The sequence below is a fragment of the Curtobacterium phyllosphaerae genome (assembly GCF_049341865.1).
Classification (GTDB): domain Bacteria; phylum Actinomycetota; class Actinomycetes; order Actinomycetales; family Microbacteriaceae; genus Curtobacterium; species Curtobacterium phyllosphaerae.
In genome coordinates, this window is the sequence record NZ_JBMPIU010000001.1 from 152,699 (window position 1) to 173,053 (window position 20,355).

General features: G+C 71.9%; 15 protein-coding genes. 13 read left to right on the forward strand and 2 right to left on the reverse strand.

Features of this window, described 5'->3' with window-relative positions; all coding sequences use genetic code 11:
• Positions 1–130: 130 nt before the first annotated feature.
• From dnaK to ACO0E0_RS00775, 6 genes are all read left to right on the forward strand, one after another.
• Positions 131–2,002 (forward strand): molecular chaperone DnaK, encoded by a 1,872-nt coding sequence (gene dnaK, locus ACO0E0_RS00750; protein ID WP_422869454.1) that lies wholly within the window; start codon positions 131–133, stop codon positions 2,000–2,002.
• A gap of 3 nt (positions 2,003–2,005) precedes the next feature.
• Entirely contained in the window at positions 2,006–2,686 is a 681-nt protein-coding gene (locus tag ACO0E0_RS00755) for a nucleotide exchange factor GrpE (RefSeq protein ID WP_422869456.1), read from the forward strand.
• Between the two features lie 31 nt (positions 2,687–2,717).
• Positions 2,718–3,737, forward strand: a complete 1,020-nt coding sequence (locus tag ACO0E0_RS00760) for a DnaJ C-terminal domain-containing protein (protein ID WP_422869458.1) — start codon at positions 2,718–2,720, stop codon at positions 3,735–3,737.
• 109 nt (positions 3,738–3,846) lie between these two features.
• A complete protein-coding gene (locus tag ACO0E0_RS00765) occupies positions 3,847–4,260 on the forward strand; it encodes a heat shock protein transcriptional repressor HspR (protein WP_422869460.1) in 414 nt (137 codons plus the stop codon).
• Positions 4,261–4,413: 153 nt separating this feature from the next.
• On the forward strand, positions 4,414–7,782 hold the full coding sequence (locus ACO0E0_RS00770) for an SdrD B-like domain-containing protein (RefSeq protein ID WP_422869462.1): 3,369 nt from the start codon (positions 4,414–4,416) through the stop codon (positions 7,780–7,782).
• Between the two features lie 42 nt (positions 7,783–7,824).
• The gene (locus tag ACO0E0_RS00775; protein WP_422869464.1) at positions 7,825–8,976 is read left to right on the forward strand and encodes a class I SAM-dependent methyltransferase; all 1,152 of its coding nucleotides are present in this window, start codon (positions 7,825–7,827) and stop codon (positions 8,974–8,976) included.
• Positions 8,977–9,051: 75 nt separating this feature from the next.
• Here the strand turns inward: ACO0E0_RS00775 and ACO0E0_RS00780 are convergent, their stop codons facing one another.
• Together ACO0E0_RS00780 and ACO0E0_RS00785 are read right to left on the reverse strand one after the other, a co-directional pair.
• Positions 9,052–9,894, reverse strand: coding sequence for an aldo/keto reductase (locus ACO0E0_RS00780; RefSeq protein WP_422869466.1), 843 nt, complete (start codon positions 9,892–9,894; stop codon positions 9,052–9,054).
• 181 nt (positions 9,895–10,075) lie between these two features.
• Complete coding sequence (locus ACO0E0_RS00785; RefSeq protein WP_422869467.1) at positions 10,076–10,498, reverse strand: pilus assembly protein CpaE; 423 nt, start codon at positions 10,496–10,498, stop codon at positions 10,076–10,078.
• Between the two features lie 196 nt (positions 10,499–10,694).
• Here ACO0E0_RS00785 and ACO0E0_RS00790 point away from each other — a divergent pair, with 196 nt between their 5' ends.
• From ACO0E0_RS00790 to ACO0E0_RS00820, 7 genes are all read left to right on the forward strand, one after another.
• Positions 10,695–13,484 carry a glycoside hydrolase family 2 protein gene (locus tag ACO0E0_RS00790; protein ID WP_422869469.1) on the forward strand — a complete coding sequence of 930 codons (2,790 nt, stop codon included), beginning with the start codon at positions 10,695–10,697 and terminating at the stop codon, positions 13,482–13,484.
• 134 nt (positions 13,485–13,618) lie between these two features.
• The gene (gene tatA / locus ACO0E0_RS00795; protein ID WP_422869471.1) at positions 13,619–13,921 is read left to right on the forward strand and encodes a twin-arginine translocase TatA/TatE family subunit; all 303 of its coding nucleotides are present in this window, start codon (positions 13,619–13,621) and stop codon (positions 13,919–13,921) included.
• Between the two features lie 186 nt (positions 13,922–14,107).
• On the forward strand, positions 14,108–15,547 hold the full coding sequence (locus ACO0E0_RS00800) for an MFS transporter (protein WP_422869473.1): 1,440 nt from the start codon (positions 14,108–14,110) through the stop codon (positions 15,545–15,547).
• Positions 15,548–15,590: 43 nt separating this feature from the next.
• Positions 15,591–16,061, forward strand: a complete 471-nt coding sequence (locus ACO0E0_RS00805; RefSeq protein ID WP_422869475.1) for a heme-degrading domain-containing protein — start codon at positions 15,591–15,593, stop codon at positions 16,059–16,061.
• Between the two features lie 134 nt (positions 16,062–16,195).
• A complete protein-coding gene (locus ACO0E0_RS00810) occupies positions 16,196–18,361 on the forward strand; it encodes an ATP-dependent Clp protease ATP-binding subunit (protein WP_422869476.1) in 2,166 nt (721 codons plus the stop codon).
• Between the two features lie 78 nt (positions 18,362–18,439).
• The gene (locus ACO0E0_RS00815) at positions 18,440–19,108 is read left to right on the forward strand and encodes a response regulator transcription factor (protein ID WP_422869478.1); all 669 of its coding nucleotides are present in this window, start codon (positions 18,440–18,442) and stop codon (positions 19,106–19,108) included.
• On the forward strand, positions 19,105–20,319 hold the full coding sequence (locus ACO0E0_RS00820) for a sensor histidine kinase (RefSeq protein WP_422869480.1): 1,215 nt from the start codon (positions 19,105–19,107) through the stop codon (positions 20,317–20,319). The genes ACO0E0_RS00815 and ACO0E0_RS00820 overlap by 4 nt, the downstream gene beginning before the upstream one ends.
• Positions 20,320–20,355 lie beyond the last annotated feature (36 nt).

Sequence of the window (20,355 nt, forward strand, 5' to 3'; positions counted from 1 at the left end):
AGTTGTGTCGATTCGACTCAAGTCCGACGCGTCCCGCTTGACATGGAGGTGGGACGGAGTAAAGTTGAGCCATCGGGACGCAAGTCCCAGAGACTTCCCCAACCCGCATGAGCAGAAGGAGCACCCACACATGGGACGTGCAGTCGGCATCGACCTCGGAACCACCAACTCCGTCGTGTCCGTATTGGAAGGTGGCGAGCCCACCGTCATCGCGAACGCCGAGGGGCTTCGCACCACCCCCTCGATCGTCGCGTTCACGAAGGACGGCGAGGTCCTCGTCGGCGAGACCGCGAAGCGCCAGGCCGTCACGAACGTCGACCGCACCATCGCGAGCGTCAAGCGCCACATGGGCACCGACTGGACGGTCGACGTCGACGGCAAGAAGTACACGCCGCAGGAGATCTCGGCGCGCATCCTCGGCAAGCTCAAGCGCGACGCCGAGCAGTACCTGGGCGAGGACGTCACCGACGCCGTGATCACGGTGCCGGCGTACTTCAACGACGCCGAGCGTCAGGCCACCAAGGAAGCCGGCGAGATCTCCGGCCTCAACGTGCTCCGCATCATCAACGAGCCGACCGCGGCAGCGCTCGCGTACGGCCTCGACAAGGGCAAGGAAGACGAGCTCATCCTGGTCTTCGACCTCGGCGGCGGCACGTTCGACGTCTCCCTGCTCGAGGTGGGCAAGGACGAGGACTTCTCCACGATCCAGGTCCGCTCGACGTCCGGTGACAACCGCCTGGGCGGCGACGACTGGGACGCGCGCATCGTCGACCACCTCGTCAAGAAGTTCAAGGACGCGCACGGCGTCGACCTGTCCACGGACAAGATCGCCAAGCAGCGCCTGAAGGAGGCCGCGGAGCAGGCCAAGAAGGAGCTGTCGAGCCAGACCAGCGCGAACATCCAGCTCCCGTACCTGACCCTCACCTCCGAGGGCCCGCTGAACCTCGACGAGACCATCTCGCGTGCACAGTTCGAGCAGATGACCTCCGACCTCCTCGACCGGACGAAGAAGCCGTTCAACGACGTCATCCGCGAAGCCGGCGTCTCGGTGAACGACATCGCGCACGTGGTGCTCGTCGGCGGTTCCACCCGCATGCCCGCCGTGGCCGAGGTCGTCCGTTCGCTGACCGGTGGCAAGGAGCCGAACAAGGGCGTCAACCCGGACGAGGTCGTCGCCGTCGGCGCAGCCCTCCAGGCCGGCGTGCTGAAGGGCGAGCGCAAGGACGTCCTCCTCATCGACGTCACCCCGCTGTCGCTCGGCATCGAGACCAAGGGCGGCGCGATGACGAAGCTCATCGACCGCAACACCGCGATCCCGACCAAGCGGAGCGAGACCTTCACGACGGCCGACGACAATCAGCCGTCCGTCGCGATCCAGGTCTTCCAGGGCGAGCGCGAGTTCACCCGCGACAACAAGGCCCTCGGCACCTTCGAGCTCACCGGCATCGCGCCGGCACCCCGCGGCGTCCCGCAGGTCGAGGTCACGTTCGACATCGACGCGAACGGCATCGTGCACGTGTCCGCCAAGGACAAGGGCACCGGCAAGGAGCAGTCGATGGTCATCTCGGGCGGGTCGTCGCTGTCGAAGGACGACATCGACCGCATGGTGCGCGAGGCCGAGGAGCACGCGGCCGAGGACAAGGCCCGTCGCGAGGCGAACGAGACCCGCAACTCCGCGGAGCAGCTCGCGTACTCGATCGACAAGCTCATCAAGGACAACGACGACAAGCTGCCCGAGGACGTCAAGACGAGCGTCCAGGCCGACGTCGACGCCCTGAAGTCCGCACTGAACGGCGAGGACGACGCGGCCGTCAAGACCGCGTTCGACAAGCTCAACGAGTCGCAGGGCAAGCTCGGCGAGGCGATCTACGCGAACAGCCAGGCCGATGCGAGCGCCCCGGCCGACGGCGCACCCGCCGACGGTGCCGAGACCACGAACGACGACGAGGACATCGTCGACGCGGAGGTCGTGGACGACGAGGACGACAAGGACAAGAAGTAAGCGATGACGGACGACAAGCGCAACGAGAACGAGGAACCGGTCTCCGAGGACGGCGCGACCGCCGACGTGACCGAGCCGGAAGAGCTCGTGGACGCCGAGGACGCCGACGTCGAGGCGGGGTCTGACGACCCCGCCCCGGCGGGCGCCGCGGAGGCCGCGCAGGCCGACGCGAGCGACCTCAGCCCCGAGGACCAGGCGCTGCTCGACGACGCGGCATCGGCCCTCTTCGGTGGGCACGGTGCCGAGGACGAGCTGTCCGACGCGGACCGTGACCTCGTCAGCGAGATGCGCCAGGACATGCTCCGCGCGCAGGCCGAGCTGGTGAACTTCCGCAAGCGCGTCGAGCGTGACCGGGACGCGAACCGCGACGTCGTCATCGCCGAGGTCATCCGGGCGCTCATCCCCGCGCTCGACGACCTCACCCGTGCCGAGGCGCACGGCGACCTCACCGACGGACCGATGGTCGTGATCGCGCAGAAGATCCGGAGCGGGTTCGACAAGTTCGGCCTGGTGCAGATCGGTGAGAAGGGCGAGGCGTTCGACCCGCACGTGCACGAGGCCCTCGTCCAGCTCCCGACCCCGGGTGCGACGGGACAGACGGTCGCGGACGTCGTCGAGCCGGGCTACAAGCTCGGCGAGCGTGTCCTCCGGGCGGCCAAGGTCGCCGTCGCCGTCCCGGCCTGATCGCCGCGGCGCGGAGAGGAACGAGGTACCAGTGGCCAGTCAGGACTGGTTCGACAAGGACTTCTACGCGGTCCTCGGCGTTTCGAAGGACGCGTCCGAGGCCGACCTCAAGAAGACCTACCGGAAGCTCGCGCGGCAGTTCCACCCGGACTCCAATCCCGGTGACGCCGCCGCCGAGAACCGGTTCAAGGAGATCTCCGAGGCGTACTCGGTGCTCTCCGACAAGTCCCAGCGCGCCGAGTACGACCAGATCCGCGCGATGGGGTCCGGCGCGCGGTTCACGGCGGGCGCCGGCGGACCCGGCGGGCAGGGCGGGTTCGAGGACGTCTTCGGCGGCATGTTCGGCGGCCAGCAGGGTGGACAGCGTGTCCGCTTCGGGCAGGGTGGTCCGGGTGCGCAGGGCCGTGGCGGTGGCTTCGAGGACATCCTCGGCGGCATGTTCGGCGGTGGCGGCGGGTTCGGGCAGTCGTCCGGCGGGTACCGGGGGTTCGGCGGGCCGACCCCGGGTCGCGACGTCAGTGCGACCACCACGCTCGACTTCCGCACGGCGATCGCCGGGGACACCGTCAAGCTGAGCCAGGGCTCCGGTCGCCCCGTGACGGTGCGGATCCCGGCCGGCGTCGCCGACGGGCAGAAGATCCGGCTGAAGGGCCGCGGCGAGCCGAGCCCGGACGGCGGCGAGGCCGGCGACCTCACGGTCACGGTCACGGTCCGCAAGCACCCGGTCTTCGAGCGCGACGGGCTGAACCTCCGGGTGGACGTCCCCGTGACGTTCGTCGAGGCGGCGCTCGGCGCGACGATCGAGGTACCGACGCTCTCCGGACAGCCCGTGAAGCTGCGGGTCGCGCCGGGGACGCCCTCGGGGCGCGTGCTCCGCGTCAAGGGGCGCGGGGTCACGACCAAGAAGGGGACCGGCGACCTGCTCGCCACCGTGCAGGTCGCGGTGCCGGGTCACCTGTCGGCCGAGGCGCGCGACGCCGTCGAGGCGCTCGCGGCTGCGTTGCCCGTGGAGAACCCCCGTGACGACCTGCTGAGCAGGGCGCGCGAGTAGCAGACCGGACTGGAGGCTCGGTGCGGCTCCGTCAGGAACGCACGCCGAGCCTCCCGTCCGGTTCCGCACCCCGTGCGGGACGTGACCGATCGGTCGGAAAGGAGTCGCCATGGACGAGTACTCGCCCGTCTTCGCCATCGCCATGGCTGCGGAGCTCGCGGAGATGCATCCGCAGACGCTCCGGCAGTACGACCGTCTCGGGCTGGTCGTCCCGCAGCGCACCCGGGGTGGGTCGCGTCGCTACTCCATGCACGACGTCGGGCAGCTCCGCGAGGTCGCTCGGCTGAGCGGCGAGGGCGTCTCGCTGGAGGGCATCCGCCGCGTGCTCGACCTCGAGAACGAGAACGCCGCGCTCCGCGAACGCGTGCGCGAGCTGGAGTCGGCACTTGCGACCGAGCTGATCAGTCGGCCGGGCGCGCGGGTGTTCGCCGCCAACTCGCTCGGCAGTGCGGTCCCGCTCCGCGCCGGGGTCCGCCCCGAGCGCAACACGCAGATCGTGCTCTGGCGTCCGCCGCGCCCCTGATCGGTTCCGCGGTCGGAGCCACCGGCTGCCCGACGTGCGGAACACGGTATGCAGCACATTTCCGGACGCACTCGACCTCATCGTAGGTTGCTCGCCGACGCCCGAACCGGCGTCCCACGCCCGAACGGCGCGGAGAGCGGAGGATCGGTGCGCATGTCGCGACGGACGAGGGGCTGCCTTGCGGCACTGATGATGACGGCGCTGGTCGTCGGGGCGAGCGACGGTGCGATGGCCGTGCCACTGGCTGCGCCCGCGGACCACCCGGTCGTCGCCGCGGACGCGCCCCTCGTGATAGCCCTGACGAGCTCCGGGACGGCGCCGTTCACCACGGACGCCCCGGGCGGCGACGTCGGCCCCGGGGACGACGTCGTCCGGACGAACGACTCGCTCACCTACGAGGTCACGGTCCGTGCCGACCGCGACGAAGCTCCGGGCGCGCACATCGTGCTGACGCTGCCGGGGGACGCGACGTTCTCGTCGATGCCGAACGCGTGCGGAGCGGGCTCGGAGAACCGTGGCTCCACCCTGGTCTGCGAGCTGGGGTCCCTCGAACCGGGCGCCGTCCGCTCGCTGCCCGTCGTGGTGTCGGTGAGCGGGCCGGCACGGAACGGCGACCGCGTCGTGCTCAGCGGCACGCTCACCCGGAACGGTGCCGACGTCGCGACCGCGGTCGCGCCACCGGTGCGGGTGTCGGCCGCGCCGCGGTACGACCTCACGAAGGACGCGGTCGCCCCGATCGTCCGCCCGGGCGTCGTGGGACCGGACGGCTCGACGATCGGGTACACGACCACGTACCCGATCGGTGTCACCTGGCGGCCGATCGTGCCCGACGACAACCGCCTGCTCGGCTTCGAACAGCTCTCCGGCGACCTGTCGTTCACCGACGACGTCAGTCGCATGACCGGGGGATCGTCGAGCGAGACCGTGCTCTTCCCGGGCGACGGCGGCAGCGCCTGCGGGCCGAACACCCTGGCGCTCTTCCCAGCCCTCCCGGGCGGGTCGGGCGGTGGCGCTCGGAACGTCCGCGACTCCGGCACGATCACCTGCTCGCAGTCCGCACCCGGCGCCCCGGTGACCGTCCGGATCTCGGGCACCGACACGGCGATCACGCCGACCGGCATCCCGACCGAGAACCAGAACGGCGGACCGATCGTCGGCGGGGTCGCGGCGCACGTCGTCGAGGGCTTCGTCCGGCTCTGGTCCCCGTTCCCCGCGCAGCCGGACGGGTTCGACGCGATCGACACGTTCTCCACCCTCGACGCGCACTCGGTCAGTGGGCAGGCGAACGTGGACGACCCGGCGAACAACCGAGCTGTCCTCCCGATGATCGCGGAGTCGCCCGGGACCGGGTACAAGACCTACCGCCGTGCGCTCCCGGGCGGGTCCTCCGCGGACAACTCGGCGCGGACCGGCAACCCCTGGGTCACGGCCGGGGCGCCGATGCGGTCCGACGTCGGCCTCCGCAACACCGGGCTCACGCGCTACGACCGGGCGGTGCTCTGCGACGTCTTCGACAACCGGTACCAGCGGGTCCAGCCGGGACCGGGCATCGACGCCTCGGCGACCGTCGACGGGTTCGCCGGCCGCGGCCGGATCCAGTACGCCGCCCGGTCGTGGACGACGCCGGCGGACGCCCAGGCGCAGCGGTGCGCCGACGGGGACGCCCGCTGGTACGACGCGCCGGGCGACGTCCCGGGCGGGGCCGCGATGATCGGCATGGTGCGTGCCGTCGGTGCACTCGACGGCGGGTCCACCGCCCGACTCGCGACGTACCTGGGTGTCCTCGACGCGCCGCAGGGCACGCGGGTCCGGAACTTCGGGTCCTTCTCCACGGACGGCGGCACGACCTGGCGCGGCGACGAGACCGATCCGGACTTCGCGCTCGGCGGCATGGCGGACCACCTCGTCGTCACCACGGCGCTCGCGCGGATCGACAAACGGGTCGTGGACCCGGGGACGGACCCGGAGACCACGAAGGACCGGACGGCCCACGCCGAGGCCGGGACCACCGTCCGGTTCGCGCTCTACCCGTCGCTGACCTCCTTCGCCCGGCCGGACGACCGTGCCGACGTCCGGGTCGTGGACTCGCTCCCGACCGGCACGGGGTACGTCGACGGGTCCGGATCGATCGCACCGACGTCCGTCGAGGACGTCGACGGACCGTCGGGTACCACGCAGCGGGTCACGTGGGTGGTCCGTGACGTCCGACCGGGCCGGACCATCGCACCGATCGCGTACGACGTCGCGATCGGGGCCGGGGTCGCGCCGGGCGGCCAGGTGGTGAACACGGCCGAGGTGTCCTCCCCGCTCGACGTCTCCGACCCGGGGATCCGGCAGGCGACCCGGGGGCTCCAGATCATCGCCGGTTCGGGCGTGACGGTCGACAAGCGCGCGGTCGAGCCGGTGGTCGTGCTCGGCGACGGGTTCGGGTGGACGCTCGGCGTGACGAACTCCGCTGCACGCGCGCTCGACGGCGTCGACCTCGTCGACGTCCTGCCGGCCGACGGCGACGGGAACTCGTCGTCGTTCACCGGACGGCTCCGGCTCGACGCCGCACCTGCGGGGACGGCGGACGGGGACACCGTCCGGTACACGGCTCGACCGCCCCGCGACGTCTCGCTCGACCCACGGGACCCGAGCAACGCCGCGGACGGGTCGACCGTCTGGTGCGCCGCGGAGGCCCTGGGCACGGACGGGTGCCCGACGGACCTCGGCGCGGCGACGGCGGTCCGCATCGTCCGGGGTGCCCCGATCGCCCCGGGAGCGACCGTGACCTTCGGCCTGCACGCGGTCGCCTCGGACGCCCGGGTCGGTGACCGTGTCGTGAACCGGTTCGGGTTGGCGGCCGACGGGCTCGTCCTGACGACGACCTCTGGTCCGGCGCGGATCGACGTGGTCGCCGGCGCGATCGGCGACCGCGTGTGGGACGACCGCGATCGGAACGGCCTGCAGGACGACGGCGAGCCCGGTGTCGGCGGGGTCCGCGTCGAGCTCACCGGGGTCGACGACACGGGGACGGACACCGCGCGTTCGACCGTCTCGGACGAGCACGGGGCGTACCGGTTCGACCGGCTGCGGCCCGGTGCCTACCGAGTGTGCGTCGCCGCACCCGACGGGGCGACCTTCACCACGCCCCGGGTCGGCGCGGACCGGACGCGCGACTCCGACGTCGGACCGGACGGCTGTTCCGATCGGGTGGTGCTCGAGCGCGTGGAAGCGTCGGGACGGCTGGTCGGCGTCACGCAGGACATGTCGGTCGACGCGGGGCTCGTCGCGGACGAGGTCGGCGAGGTCGTGGTCCCGGTGAGGCCTGAGGTCGGTACCGGACCGTCCGCCTCGGCGGGCGGGACGGCACCGGACGGCACGCCGCCGGGACCGGGGCAGCGGATGCTTGCGTTCACCGGACCGGCGGGGACGTCGGCGATCGTCCTGCTGGTGCTGGCCCTCGGCGCGGTGGGCGTCGGCGGCCTGCTGCGGCGCGCTCGTCGCGCGGAGCACGGCGCCGGAGGCCGCGCGGAGTGACGGGCGCGGGAGCCGTGCAGCGCACCCCGGTAGCCTGCAGCCGTGTCAGCTTCCGACTTCGTCGACCACTTCCGGCGCGACCCCGCCGGGGGTGGGCCCGACCTCATGTCGATCGACGGCACGGACCGGTTCCTCCTCGACGAGGCGCCGCACCTGCACGGCGATGCGCTCCGGCACCCGGGCGGCGTCGCCGTCGTGGACGACCAGTACGGCGTCCTGACGATCGGCCTCATCGCACTGCACGGCTCGTCCGACGTCCGCGTCGTGCAGGACTCGCTGGTGGGGGAGCGTGCGCTCGAGGCGAACGCCGGGACCTTCGGCCGCCGGGGGTTCCACCACCCGCCGACGCTCGAGGCGACGTTCCGCGACGTCCGCCTCGTGCTGCTCCGGCTGTCGAAGTCGCTCGACCGGCTCGACGAGGTCGCCCGTGCCGTGGCTCGGTACGCCGCCCCGGACGTCGTGCTCGTCGCCGGGGGCCGGACGAAGTACATGACGCTGCGACAGAACGACGTCCTCCGGCGGTCCTTCGGCGAGGTGGTCGCGAGCCGCGGACGCCACAAGTCGCGGCTGCTCATCGCGATGGACCCGCTCCGCGCCCAGGCGGTCCGAGCCGACGTCACGGCTCCCTGGCCGCGGCGCGTGTTCTCCGACGAGCTCGCCTTCACGATCGCCGCGCACGGCGGCGTGTTCGCCGGGGCCGGTCTCGACCTCGGCACCCGTGTGCTCGTCGCGGCGATGGACGATGCCGTGCCCACCGCACGGGACGCGGTCGACCTGGGGTGCGGGAACGGCGTGGTCGCGACGGCGCTGGCGCTCCGCCGCCCGGACGTCCGGGTCGTCGCGACCGACGTCTCGACGATCGCCGTCGCGTCCACACGCCTCACGGCGGACCTCGCAGGCGTCGGCGACCGCGTGCGGACGGTCCGGACCGACGCCGGGGACGAACTCGACGAGCACAGCGCGGACCTGGTGCTCTGCAACCCGCCGTTCCACGCCGACACGACCGTGAGCACCGATGCCGCCGAGGCGATGTTCCGGAACGCCCGGGGGATCCTCCGCCCGGGCGGAGCGTTGTGGGTGGTGTGGAACACGCATCTGCGGTACCGCGACGTGCTCGAGCGGACGGTCGGCCCGACGCGGCAGGTGACACGCACCCCGAAGTTCACCGTGACCGCCTCCACCGCTCCGCGCTGACCGGATCGAGGGACGCCCGCAACGCCGAACGGGCGGGGTGACCGAAGCCACCCCGCCCGTTCCGGTGCTGCCGACTCAGCTCGGGACGTAGTTGAACTCGTCCGGGTTCGGCCCGGTGCGCTCGTCCTTGTTGAGCGTCGAGATGTCCGTCATGTCCTCGTCCGAGAGCGCGAAGTCGAAGAGGGCGAAGTTCTCCTCGACCCGGGACCGGGTCACGGACTTCGGGAACACGATGTCCCCGCGCTGGATGTGCCAGCGGAGCACGACCTGGGCGGGCGTGCGCTCGACGGCGCCGGCGATGCGCTCGATCGTCGGGTTGTCGAGCACGAGGCCCTGGGCGATCGGCGACCATGCCTCCGTCGCGATCCCGTGCTCGGCACCGTAGGCGCGGAGCGGGTCCTGCGTGAGGTACGGGTGCAACTCGATCTGGTTCACGGCCGGGGTGACGGTCGTCTCGTCCCGGAGGCGGTTCAGGTGGTGGGTCTGGAAGTTCGAGACGCCGATGGAGCGGGCGGTGCCGTCACGGTACAGCTCCTCCATCGCCTTCCAGGTCTCGACGAAGTCGCCGACGCCGGGGAGCGGCCAGTGGATGAGGAACAGGTCGACGTAGCCGCCGAGCAGCGCCGCCGACTTCTTGCCGTTCTCGATCGCCGCGTCGTGGTCGTGGAACCCGTTGTTGAGCTTCGAGGTCACGAAGACCTCGTCGCGCGGGATGCCGGAGGCGTCGATGGCCTCGCCGACCTCCTTCTCGTTGCCGTACATCTCGGCGGTGTCGATGTGGCGGTAGCCGACCTCGAGCGCGGCCAGGGTCGCGGCCTTCGTCTCCTCGGCGGGGATCTGGAACACGCCGAAGCCGAGCTGCGGGATGACCTTGCCGTCGTTGAGGGTGATCGTGGGAACGGATGAGGTGTCGCTCACGGTTCTCCTTGTCGTCAGTGGGTCCGCGCTGTCTGCGCGGCACTCGACAAGTCAACTCCTGGTCGCTCGGCGGACGTTCCGGCAACGTCCAGCCGCCCAGGGGGGCGCAGCGGTGCAGCCGTGCAGCCGCGGACGGGAGGCGCGGTGCCGGGCCGGACCGAGCCTCCCGTCCGGCTGGCGGTCAGATCGCGAGCGACGCCGCGATGTAGGCCCGGAGTGCCTCGCCGTACGCGATCGCCGGGTCGGCCGCGGCGAACGTCCGGTCGGCGTCGTCGATCCGTGCGGTGACCGTGTGCACGACGGTCGTCTCGGTCTCGACGCGGGCCAGACCGACGAACGCGCGGCCGAGGAGGTCGCGGAGCTGGTCCTCGCGGGGGAGCCAGAGGGCCTCGGAGGCGGACACGGAGTCGAGCGCCCACTCCGTGGTGCCGTTGAACCCGAGCACGGTCCCGGTGGGGAAGTCGTGCCGTTCGACGGTCATCTCGGACACCGTGTAGACGTCCTCGTCCGCCTCCGGCTTGTCGATGACGAACCGGTCCCCGGTCTCGGGCTTCCACCGGAGTCCTGCGTCGGCGAGGGAGCGGGCGAGGTCGACGCTGATCATGGCTCCACTATGCCCTGCCCACTCGCGCCACTTGGAGGTTCCCGACCCGCTCGTACTACCATCGCGAGCGCACCCGACGCGGCGCCGGACCCCATCGGCAGCCTCGGAACGTGATGACGACCGGACCCCCGCACCTCGCGGGGACGGCGTCCCGACCGCCGGAACCGCCACGCGCGAGCCGGAGCAAAGGACCCCCATGACCCTCGACCGCGAGGAACTGCACGCGGGTTGGACCGCGACGATCGCCGAGGACGGCGCGTCCGGCGTCCCGGCGGCGGCACCGGCGAGTGTGCGCGGCGCGGTGTTCGCCGCGACCGTGCCCGGCCAGGTGCACGTCGACCTCGTACGCGAGGGACTGATCCCGGACCCGGCGTTCGACCGCAACGAGGCCGACACCGCGTGGGTGGGCCGGTCGGACTGGTCCTACCGCCGCCGCGTCGACGTCGACCAACGGGGTCACGAGCGCATCGACCTGGTCTGCGACGGCCTCGACACGGTCGCGTCCCTGAGCGTCGACGGCGTCCCGATCGGTTCGACCCGGAACATGCACCGCCGCTACCGGTTCGACCTGCGGGACGTGACGGACGGCTCGGTCTCGGACGCCGAGCGCGACCTCGAGATCCTGTTCGAGTCGCCCTACCGCGAGGCGGGCCGGCTCGCGGGGCGGTTCGGCACGATGCCCGGCCCGTACGACGAGCCGTTCGCGTACGTCCGGAAGATGGCGTCCAACTTCGGGTGGGACTGGGGGCTGACGGCGGTGACGAGCGGCCCGTGGCGACCGGTCGCGATCGAGCGGTGGTCGACCGCACGCCTCCGCGAGGTGCGACCGCTCGTCGACGTCGAGGCGGGCGAGGGGGTGCTCGACGCGCACATCGAGATCGAGCGTTCCGGCCCGAACCGGTTCGGCGAGAACACCGCCGACCTCGACCAGGACGGCGAGGACGACGACCTCGTCCTCGTGGTGACGGTCTCCGGCCACGACACCAAGCAGCGCTCGCGGGTCACGATCACCCCGAAGGAGGACCAGGCGGTCGTCACGGTCCGGATCCCCGAGGCCGCGCAGTGGTGGCCACGCGGGTACGGCGCGCAGCCGCTGTACGACGTCGAGGTGCAGGTGCAGACGGTCGACGGTGACGTCCTGGACCGCGAGACGTTCCGGACCGGCTTCCGATCGGTCCGCGTCGACACCGCCCCGGACGCCGACGGCCGGCCGTTCGCGATCTCGGTCAACGGCACGCTCGTCGACGTGCGCGGGGTGAACTGGATCCCGGACGACGTCATCGTCTCCCGCGTGACGCGCGCGGACCTGCACGAGCGCCTCGGCCAGGCGGCGGCGATGAACGCGAACCTCGTCCGGGTCTGGGGTGGCGGCGTGTACGAGTCGCACGACTTCTACGAGGAGTGCGACGAGCAGGGTCTCCTCGTCTGGCAGGACTTCCTGTTCGCGTGCTCGGCGTACCCGGAGGGCGAGCCGTTCCGGTCCGAGGTGATCGCCGAGGCCCGGGACAACGTCGCGCGGCTCTCCCGGCACCCCTCGCTCGTGGTGTGGAACGGCAACAACGAGAACATCTGGCTGCACGACGTCGACGACTGGGCGCGCGACCTCGGCGACCGCGGGTACGGCCTCGACTACTACCTCGACCTGCTCCCGACGATCGTCGACGCGGTGGACGAGTCCCGCTTCTACACGGTCGCGTCACCGTGGTCGGGCGACGAGGACGTCCCGCCGAACGACGTCGACCACGAGACGCACCACTCGTGGGACGTCTGGAACCGGCTCGGCGACGAGCACTACCGCGACTCCGTCCCGCGGTTCGTCGCCGAGTTCGGGTGGCAGGCGCCCCCGCAGTGGCGGACGATGCGCGACGCGGTGACCGACGAGCCGATGACGCCGACGTCGCCCGGCGTCGTGCACCACCAGAAGGCCGCCGACGGGATGGGCAAGCTGGCGCGGGGTCTCGCGCCGCGGTTCCCGGCGTCGTTCCCGGACGACGCCGCCGGGTTCGACCGCTGGCACTACCTGACGCAGCTGCAGCAGACGCGTGCGGTCTCGACGGGCATCGAGCACTGGCGGACGCACTGGCCGCGGAACACCGGCACGATCGTCTGGCAGCTCAACGACCTGTGGGCGGTGTCGTCCTGGGCGGCGGTGGACGGGGCCGGGCGGCCAAAGCCGCTGTTCCACGAACTGCGCCGCCTGTACGACGACGTCCTGCTGACGATCCGCCCGGTCGCGTCCGGCGCACCGGACCCGGTGACCGACGACGTCACGGGAGGCCCGCACCCGTCGACCGCGACGCTGCCGGTCCAGGGGGTGGCCGGGTCCGCCCCCGCGTCCTCGCCGCCGGCCCACGAACTCTCCGACGAGGGCGTGCTCGGGGCGCTCGCCGACACGGCCGTGCTCGATCCCGACGCGGTGCGGCGCCTCCGCGCGGACACCGAGGCGGACCCGGGCATCCCCGGGCCCGTACCGGTGGAGATCGCGATCCGGTCGAGCCGGGTCGGACTCTCGACGACCGTGCGCGTCCGCCGGGTCGACCTGGCCGGAGCGATCCTCGCCGAGGCGGTCCTGCCGGTCGAGCTCGACCGGCCCGGGGTGCTCGTCCTCGCGGTCCCGGCACACGTCGGGGTCGTCGCCGACCCGGCCGAGGAGCTCGTGGTCGCGGACATGGACTGGCACCGTGCGGTCTGGACGCCGCTCCCGGACCAGCGGATGCACTGGCGGCCGGCCTCGTTCACCGCGACGGTCGAGGACACCGCCGACGGTGCGATGCTCACCGTCGAGGCGCGCTCGCTCGTGCGGGACCTCCTCGTCCAACCGGACCGGGTGTCGCCCGTCGGCCGCGTCGACCGGGGCTTCATGACCCTGTTGCCGGGGGAGCACGTCGAGTTCGCGGTGACGGGCATCGACCACGACGACCACGACGCCCTCGTCCACGAACCGGTGCTCTGGACGCTCGACCGCGTGCTGCGGCTGGACGACTGAGCGCGGACTGGGAGCATCCGCGTCCGCTGGGCTTCCGGGCCGACCCGAGTTACCATTGACGCACCCGGGCTGCTGCGGTGACCGTCGATGACGACCACGCACCCATGCAGTCCACAGACCAAGGAGTGAAACCCATGCTCGGAAACCTCACCGGCGTGCACCTGCTGATCATCCTCGGCATCGTGGTGCTCCTGTTCGGCGCGACGAAGCTCCCGGCACTCGCCAAGGGTCTCGGCCAGTCCATCAACGTCTTCAAGAAGGAGATGGACACCAAGGACACCACGTCCAACCCGAACGACCCGCTGTCGACGCCGAACCAGGCGCAGAACACCGGGTACACGCAGAACACCGGGTACACGCAGAACGCAGCGCAGCAGCAGCAGCCGATCGTGAACCCCGGTCCGTCGGTTCAGCCGAACACCGACCACCGTTCCTGACTCCCAGCCCCGGGACACCAGCCGCCGCACCCTGACCGAGGTGCGGCGGCTTCGTCGTTCCGGGGGTCCCGGTGACGCGTACCGTCGTCGGTGACGGTCGCGCACGACGACGACCGCGTCGACCAGCAGGGAACGCCAACGCATGAGCAGGTCCAGCGCCACCATCGCTCCCGTCCCGGCCCGCCGGTGACCGACCGTGCGGGGGACCCGGGCGCGGCCACGACCGAGCCGGGTGTCGCCGACGTCGACGCCCCCCTCCGGAGCGATCGGTCGGTCGTGCTCGTCGTCGCGATCCTGGCGTCGTTCGTCGCGAGCCTCGACAGCAGTGTCGTCACCGTCGCGCTCCCGGCGATCCGACACGAACTCGGCGGTGGTCTCGTCGTGCAGCAGTGGACGGTCGACGCCTACCTCATCACGCTCGGGGCCTTGATCCTGGTCGCGGGCTCGATGTCGGACCTGTTCGGCCGGGTCCGGATCGTGACGTGGGGGCTCGTTGTGTTCGGCATCGCGTCGGTCGCGTGCGCGGTGGCGCCGGACGGGGTGTTCCTCATCGTCGCCCGAGCCGTGCAGGGCGTCGGCGGGGCGCTCATCACCCCGAGTTCGCTCGCGCTCATCGTCGCGGCGTTCCGCGGTGGGGCGCAGACGCGGGCGATCGGCACGTGGACGGCGTGGTCGAGTGCGGCGGTCATCGCGGGTCCCGTGCTCGGCGGGCTCATCGTCGACGGCATCGGGTGGCGCTGGATCTTCGTCCTGACCGCGATCCCCATCGCCGTGACGATCGTGCTCGTCCGGCGGATCACCGGCGACGTCCGGACGCCGGGCCCGAAGCACGTCGACGTGGTCGGCGCGGTGCTCGCCGTGGTCGGGGTGGGGGCGGTCGTGCTCGGGTTGATCGAGCAGGAACGACTCGGGTGGGGCTCGCCGCTCGTCGTCACCGCCCTCGGGGTCGGTGCCGCCGCACTGGCGTCGTTCGTGCCGTGGGAGCGCCGGTCCCGGGCCCCGCTCGTGCCGCTGGCGCTGTTCCGCGTCCGGAACTTCGCCGTCGGCAACGTCGCCACCCTGACCATCTACGGGGCGCTCGGCATGATGGGGTTCGCGGTCACGCTCTTCGTGCAGGAGGTCTGGGACTTCCCGGCGTGGCTCGCCGGTCTCGCGACGCTGCCGCCGACGATCCTCCTCCTGCTGCTCTCGACGTCCGTCGGGACCTGGTCGGGCCGCCTCGGTCCCCGCGTGTTCATGTCGGCGGGACCGATCCTCGGCGGGATCGGCGCGCTGCTCATGCTCGCGGCCACGTCGACCCCGGACTACTGGTCGGGGATCCTGCCCGGCATGCTGCTGCTCGGCTTCGGGCTGACGCTCATGGTGACGCCGCTGACGAGCACGATCCTCGGGTCCGTGCCGGGGACGCAGGCCGGCGTGGGGTCCGCGGTGAACAACGCGATCGCGCGCATCGCGAGCCTCGTGGTGGTCGCGCTGGCCGGGGTGGTCCTCGGCGGCGAGATGTCCGTCGCGGGCTTTCATCGTGCCGTCGTCACGATGGCGGTGCTCCTCGTCGTCGGCGGGATCGTCTGCCTGGTCGGCATCCGGAACCCCGCGACCCGGGAGGCGGGGTCCGACGGAGCATAGGCTCGGCGCGAGCACGCCACCACGGCGTCGCCGGGAGGGAACCATGTCCGCCGCCGTCGCCACCCCCGCGCTGCTCGCCGCCACGCTCGCCGAGGAACGCTCGTTCGTGTTCCCGTCCTTCACACACGCCGACGCCCGGCGCCTCGGGCAGCGCATCACCGACCTCGCCGAGGGGCGTGGGCATCCCGTCTCCGTCCAGGTCCGGCGAGGGGCGCAGATCGCGTTCCACGCGGGGCTCGCGGGGTCGAGTGCCGAGAACGACGACTGGGCGGCGCGGAAGGCGGCGTCGGTCCGCCGACACGACCGGGCGAGCCTGGCGCTCCGGTTCGAGGCCGACCTGCAGGGCTCGGGTGCCTTCGCCTGGCTCGACCCCACCGCGTACGCGGTCTCCGGCGGGTCGGTCCCGGTCCGCCTCGCCGACGGGCTCCTCGTCGGCACGGCGACGGTGTCCGGTCTGCCGGACTCGGACGACCACGCCCTGGTCGTCGAGGCAATCCGCGCCCACCTCGCGTGATCCGGTCGCGGACCGTCGACGTGCCGGACGGGAGGCGCGGCCCGGGCTGGTCCCGCGCCTCCCGTCGGTTGTGTACGGACCATCCGGGCGGTAAACTTGACAGACATCGACTCAAGTTGGAAAGGTGTTCCTGAATGGCCAACATGCAGGGTGCTCCCGGTTCGCAGGAGGACCAGAAGACCGCCCTCGAGCAGTACGGCGTCGACCTGACGGCGATCGCCCGGAGCGGCAAGCTCGACCCGGTGATCGGCCGGGACTCCGAGATCCGCCGGATCTCCCAGGTGCTGACGCGCCGCACGAAGAACAACCCGGTGCTCATCGGCGAGCCCGGTGTCGGCAAGACCGCCGTGGTCGAGGGGCTCGCCCAGCGCATCGTCGCGGGGGACGTCGCCGACTCCCTCAAGGACAAGCGGCTCGTGTCGCTCGACATCTCGTCCCTCGTCGCCGGTGCCAAGTACCGCGGTGAGTTCGAGGAGCGGTTGAAGGCGGTGCTCAAGGAGATCGACGAGTCCGACGGCCAGGTGATCACGTTCATCGACGAGCTGCACACGCTGATGGGCGCCGGCGGCGGCGAAGGCTCGGTCGCCGCGGCGAACATGCTGAAGCCGATGCTCGCCCGCGGGGAACTGCGGCTCATCGGTGCGACGACACTCGACGAGTACCGCGAGTACATCGAGAAGGACGCCGCGCTCGAACGCCGGTTCCAACAGGTGTACGTCGGCGAGCCGAGCGTCGAGGACTCCGTCGCGATCCTCCGCGGACTCAAGGAGCGGTACGAGGCGCACCACAAGGTCACCATCGCCGACTCGGCGCTCGTCGCCGCGGCCTCGATGTCGAGTCGCTACATCCCCGGTCGTCAGCTCCCGGACAAGGCCATCGACCTCATCGACGAGGCGGCGTCCCGGCTGCGCATGGAGATCGACTCGAGTCCGGTCGAGATCGACGAGCTGAAGCGCACCGTCGACCGCCTCCGGATCGAGGAGCTCGCCCTCAAGAAGGAGAAGGACGACGCGTCCCGGGCCCGCCTCGAGACGCTGCGGAACGAACTCGCCGGCCGGCAGGAGCGCCTCGACGAGCTGAACGCCCGATGGCAGGCCGAGCGCAGCGCCCTCAACCGCATCGGCGACCTCAAGGCGCAGCTCGACGAGCTCAAGATGCGCTCCGACCGTGCCGCGCGCGAAGGCGACTTCGAGACCGTGTCCCGGATCGAGTACGGGCAGAAGCCCCAGATCGAGGCCGAACTCGCCGCCGCCGAACGCGCCGAGTCCGGCGACCGGATGGTGAACGACAGCGTCACCGACGAGGACATCGCCGCCGTGATCGCGGCGTGGACCGGCATCCCGATGGGGCGGCTGCTCCAGGGCGAGACCGAGAAGCTCCTGCACCTGGAGTCCGAGCTCGGTCGGCGGATCATCGGACAGCGTGCCGCGGTCACCGCGGTGTCCGAGGCCGTCCGGCGGTCGCGTGCCGGGATCTCCGAGCCGGAGCAGCCGACGGGGTCGTTCCTGTTCCTCGGCCCGACCGGGGTCGGCAAGACCGAGCTGGCCAAGGCGCTCGCCGAGTTCCTGTTCGACGACGAGAAGGCCCTCGTCCGCATCGACATGAGCGAGTACGGCGAGAAGCACTCCGTCGCGCGGCTCGTCGGCGCTCCCCCCGGGTACGTCGGGTACGAGCAGGGCGGGCAGCTCACCGAGGCCGTCCGGCGTCGCCCGTACTCGGTCGTGCTCATGGACGAGGTCGAGAAGGCGCACCCCGAGGTCTTCGACGTCCTGCTGCAGGTGCTCGACGACGGCCGCCTGACGGACGGACAGGGGCGGACGGTCGACTTCCGGAACACGATCCTGATCCTCACGTCGAACCTCGGCTCGCAGTTCCTGACCGACCGGTCCCTGCCTGCCGAGGCTCGAGAGGATGCCGTGATGGACCTCGTCCGCCAGGCCTTCAAGCCCGAGTTCGTCAACCGGCTCGACGACATCGTCGTGTTCGACGCCCTGTCCGAGGACGACCTCGGCCAGATCGTCTCGCTGTACGTGGACCGGCTCGCGCGCCGGCTCTCCGACCGCCGGCTCGAACTCGCCGTGACCCCGTCGGCCCGGGCGTGGCTCGCCGAACGCGGGTACGACCCGGCGTACGGGGCGCGTCCGCTCCGTCGGCTCATGCAGCGGCAGATCGACGACAAGCTCGCGCGGGCGCTGCTCGCGGGGGACGTCCGGGACGGCGACACCGTGCTCGTGGACGTGGCGGAGGACGGCGACGGGCTCACCGTCGTGCAGGCCGACGCGGACGCGTTCGCGGAGTAGCGCACTCCGGCCTCCGCGCTGGCCGTCCGCACCGGGTGACCGACACCGGCATGCAGGATCCTGGAATACCATGCAGTCATGCGGGTACTCGTGGCGGACGACGAACGGGCATTGGCGGAGCTGATCGCCAGGGGCCTGCGGCGGCAGCACATGGCGGTGGACGTCTGCTTCCGGGGTGACGACGCCGACGAGCTCCTCGCGGTGAACGACTACGACGTCGTCGTGCTCGACCGCGATCTCCCCGGGCTGCACGGCGACGAGGTCGCGCGTCGGCTGTCGACCCGCGGCGGCCTCACGCGGATCCTGATGCTCACGGCGTCGACGAGCCTCGTCGACCGGGTGCAGGGTCTCGAGCTCGGCGCGGACGACTACCTCGCGAAGCCGTTCGAGTACCCGGAACTCGTCGCCAGGGTCCGCGCGCTCGGACGTCGGGCGGTCGCGCCGGTGGCTCCGGTGCTCGAGCGCGGTGGCATCACGGTGGACACGAACCGGCAGACGGCGACCCGCGACGGCCTGCCGCTCGACCTCACGGCCAAGGAACTCGGCGTGCTGGAGGTGCTCCTCGCCGCGGACGGACGCATCGTCAGCGCCGAGGAGCTCCTCGAGAAGGCCTGGGACCGGAACATCGACCCGTTCACGTCCGCCGTCCGGGTGACCATGAGCAAGCTCCGACGGAAGCTCGGCGACCCCGACCCGATCGCGACCGTACCGGGCAAGGGGTACGCGCTCGCGGACCGCGCGGCATGAGCGGTCCGCGACGACGCTCGTGGAGCATCCGGACGCGGACCGCGCTCGCACTCGGGGCGGTGTCCGCGACGCTCGCGGCGCTCGTGCTGGTGTTCGTCGCGGTGCTCACGCAGCACGGCGTCGGCACGTTCGTGAGCGGGAGCGCCGTGCACGTCGGGGACCCGGACCGGACGACGGAACCGAGCGGCCCCGTGGCGCAGGAGGCCCCGGTGCGCGGCAGCGCCGTCGGCGGGGTCGCGCTGCAGGCGGTCGCCGCCCGGGAGCAGTGGCTGTGGTCCGCGGTCGGCGTCGGCATCGCCGGGGTGCTCGCCACCGGCGTCGGCTGGCTCGTCAGCGAGCGGATGCTGCGACCGATCGAGGACATCACCGCCACGGCACGACGCATCTCCGCGACGACGCTGCACGAGCGGATCGGCCTCGACGGCCCGGACGACGAACTGCGTCGACTCGCCCGGACGATCGACGCCCTGTTCGAGCGGCTCGACACCGCGTTCGAGAGCCAGCGGCGGTTCGTGGCCCACGTCTCGCACGAGCTCCGGACGCCGCTCGCCGTCCAACGGGCGGCGATCCAGATCGGCCTCGACGACGACGCCGACCCGACGGACGTCCGACGGACCCGGGAGGAGCTGCTCGCGGCGAACCGGCGGAGCGAACAGCTCATCGAGGGGCTGCTCGTGCTCGCGGAGGCCGACCGCGGTCTCGGCGACCGGATCGGCCCGGTCGACGTCGAGGCACTCGTGCAGGACGTCCTCGTGCTCCATCGCGCGAGCGCCGCGGCCGTCGGGGTGGAGCTCGTCGTCGACACCGCCGGGTCGGCCACCGTCCGCGGGGACCGCGTGCTGCTCCACCAGCTCGTCACGAACCTCGTCGACAACGCGATCGCCTACAACCGTCCCGGCGGGACCGTGTGGGTCCGGGTCGCGCCGGACGGTGCAGTGCTCGAGGTCGAGAACACGGGCACCCCGATCGAGCCGGACGCCGTGCCGGTGCTCCTCGAGCCGTTCCGCCGGGGTCCGGACGGGGTGGCCGGCGGAGGACGCGACCGGGCCGGGTCGACCGCGGGGCCGTCACGGCCGCACAGCGGCATCGGCCTGTCGGTGGTCGCGGCCGTCACCCGGGTGCACGGCTGGACGCTCGCGGTCGACGCGCGGTCCGGCGGCGGGCTCGTCGTCGGGCTCCGGATGCCGGCGAGCGGTGTTTCGATGATGTGACGTCGAACGGTACGCCGCGGAAACGGCCTGTTCGCT

Coding starts and splice junctions, on each gene's coding strand:
- dnaK (WP_422869454.1), top strand. CDS start 131: ATGGGACGTGCAGTCGGCATCGACCTCGGAACCACCAACTCCGTCGTG.
- ACO0E0_RS00755 (WP_422869456.1), top strand. CDS start 2,006: ATGACGGACGACAAGCGCAACGAGAACGAGGAACCGGTCTCCGAGGAC.
- ACO0E0_RS00765 (WP_422869460.1), top strand. CDS start 3,847: ATGGACGAGTACTCGCCCGTCTTCGCCATCGCCATGGCTGCGGAGCTC.
- ACO0E0_RS00770 (WP_422869462.1), top strand. CDS start 4,414: ATGTCGCGACGGACGAGGGGCTGCCTTGCGGCACTGATGATGACGGCG.
- ACO0E0_RS00785 (WP_422869467.1), bottom strand. CDS start 10,498: ATGATCAGCGTCGACCTCGCCCGCTCCCTCGCCGACGCAGGACTCCGG.
- ACO0E0_RS00790 (WP_422869469.1), top strand. CDS start 10,695: ATGACCCTCGACCGCGAGGAACTGCACGCGGGTTGGACCGCGACGATC.
- tatA (WP_422869471.1), top strand. CDS start 13,619: ATGCTCGGAAACCTCACCGGCGTGCACCTGCTGATCATCCTCGGCATC.
- ACO0E0_RS00805 (WP_422869475.1), top strand. CDS start 15,591: ATGTCCGCCGCCGTCGCCACCCCCGCGCTGCTCGCCGCCACGCTCGCC.
- ACO0E0_RS00810 (WP_422869476.1), top strand. CDS start 16,196: ATGGCCAACATGCAGGGTGCTCCCGGTTCGCAGGAGGACCAGAAGACC.
- ACO0E0_RS00815 (WP_422869478.1), top strand. CDS start 18,440: ATGCGGGTACTCGTGGCGGACGACGAACGGGCATTGGCGGAGCTGATC.
- ACO0E0_RS00820 (WP_422869480.1), top strand. CDS start 19,105: ATGAGCGGTCCGCGACGACGCTCGTGGAGCATCCGGACGCGGACCGCG.